Origin of the sequence: Hallella absiana (assembly GCF_025457485.1) — a bacterium.
GTDB classification, from domain to species: domain Bacteria; phylum Bacteroidota; class Bacteroidia; order Bacteroidales; family Bacteroidaceae; genus Prevotella; species Prevotella absiana.
Genome location: NZ_JAMXSP010000074.1, coordinates 1 through 2051, shown reverse-complemented (window position 1 = coordinate 2051; position 2051 = coordinate 1). Strand labels below are relative to the sequence as shown.

At 39.2% G+C, this 2051-nt stretch carries 2 protein-coding genes; both read left to right on the top strand.

From position 1 onward, the window contains the following. Positions 1 to 100: 100 nt before the first annotated feature. Positions 101 to 370, top strand: coding sequence for a hypothetical protein (locus NG346_RS14390; RefSeq protein WP_262288907.1), 270 nt, complete (start codon positions 101 to 103; stop codon positions 368 to 370). 169 nt (positions 371 to 539) lie between these two features. After that, complete coding sequence (locus NG346_RS14385) at positions 540 to 1991, top strand: hypothetical protein (RefSeq protein WP_262281361.1); 1452 nt, start codon at positions 540 to 542, stop codon at positions 1989 to 1991. Positions 1992 to 2051: the final 60 nt, after the last annotated feature.

Sequence of the window (2051 nt, the reverse complement as noted above, 5' to 3'; positions counted from 1 at the left end):
TGGGGTAAGGGGATGGTGGCTACATATTGATGTTGTGCTGTTGCTTTTTACTGAAAGCTGCTACTAACGACTCATAAATCTACCCTTAATCGTGTATTGGATGATAGTTGCGGATTTTAGGAATAATGTGAAATGGCTGACCTATTACATAGGAAAGTTGTCCTCCTGTAAGGATGCCCGATCCTTGGCACAAGTCGTTATAGAGATGCTGAAAGACCCGGAAGTTGCGATTGATAATGATGAAATGGTAAAGGAACGTTTCATTAAGAAGCTCCTTCCTCATGCACCCAAGGTAACGACGACCATCAGCAACATCCGCCAGCGCATCAATGACGAATATGACAGGCAGAAGAGCATCCGCCGCAAATAACGTCTAAAAAACGACCTAAAAAATGAAGATACCTTCATCGGCCTACGAAGATACCTTCATCGGTCTACGAAAATACCTTCATCGGGCAATGAAGATAGTTTCATTTGGCATAAGACAAAACCTCATAAAGTACATCTGAGTCAAAGATGAACCAAAATCAGTGAATCACATGCAGGAAGTTAAGATTGACAGCAGTCCCGTCCAGATAGCACCAAATGCCAAAATCATGGTGCAAAATAACTATACTCAAGACATAAGAACGATATTAAGTAATCGTCAAATGTGGGAGGAAGAGAATCTTGACGGTGAAATATTGGACATGTATTACATCAGTTTCACCAAGCCACGTCCTGTCGAAAATGAGATACTTCGCAAAGCTGAGCTTGAACTCTGTGAGAAACGACTCGCCCAAGATAATATCCTTTGTCTATATGGAGACGAGGGCGTCGGTGTAACTACATTGCTTGCACAATTTGCAAAAACACATGGAGCTAATTGCGTGAGCTATTTCTATAATGGATTAGATTCATTGCTTCTGAATAGAGAAACGATGAATCAAAGTGTCATCGAGCAACTTTATTGGTACATAAGGGGCGTAAAATTAGATGATCAATTTAGTAGCTCTCTCTCACTAAATAACATCTGTGGTCCATTATATAAGAGGCAAAGAAAGTCGAATCAGCCTATTTATTTCGTTTTTGATGGCTTCGATGATTTGCCATCGGATAAAATCGGGGAAGTCAAGCAATTCCTTGAAAACATGTTCTGGAATGATGGCCGTTTCATCTTCTCCGGGAAAAAAAAGAATATAGAAAAGATCATTCCTACAAACAAAAAATTGTCAATTAGTGAGAATGAAATCTTAAATTTCGATGAAGCCACAGTAAAAGATTATTTCAGAAAAATAGATTCATCAATTGCCGAAGAAGAGTTACAACAATTGTATTCTATCACCAGAGGCTCCGGCTCGAGAATGAATTATGTGATGAAAAAATATGTCAAAACAGGTAGATTGAAAGAACTTTTAAGTTCTAACTTTACCGGAGATAGCGATTTATACAATGATGACTATCACCATATTTTTGACAAGGCTTTATCAGTTACGTTTGATTTCTACGGCACATTAGCGTTTGCAGGTATGCCATTAGATGCTGCTATACTGTCGGAAATACTATCCCAAGATATTGAAGAGGTAAAAGAACTGATAAAAGAAAATAAGGATTTTGTCCTTATATCAGAAAATAACTTATGCTGCTTTCGAGATGAAGGATTCCATAAATATCTAAAGGATAAACTTAAGGAGTCTAAACATCCAATAGAATTGAATATACTTCGTGTTCTTCAGCAACCTAACCATGTAGCTGCATATTGTAGCACCATTCCATCCCTTATGGTGTCGTTGAATGAGACTGACGGACTGTTAGCTTTCCTAAGCATGGAAAATATGCAGCAAATCCTCAATACCCAGAAATCTCAATCTGCATTAAACGAGCAGTGCGAATATGGATATAGAGCTTGTCAGGAGAAGCCCGGAACGAATTACGCAAAGCTTTTCAGATTTATCGGCCCAAGGGGGATTGTCCGTGGCGGGCAGATGCCGCTGCCTAACCAAAGACAGTAACACATCTATAGAAAAAGAAGGGTATATCCCTTATTCCCTTCAGGCATGACCTGAAGGCTT

Bases quoted from the DNA above. Each gene is read 5' to 3' on its own strand.
- NG346_RS14390 (WP_262288907.1), top strand. From the start codon at position 101: ATGATAGTTGCGGATTTTAGGAATAATGTGAAATGGCTGACCTATTAC.
- NG346_RS14385 (WP_262281361.1), top strand. From the start codon at position 540: ATGCAGGAAGTTAAGATTGACAGCAGTCCCGTCCAGATAGCACCAAAT.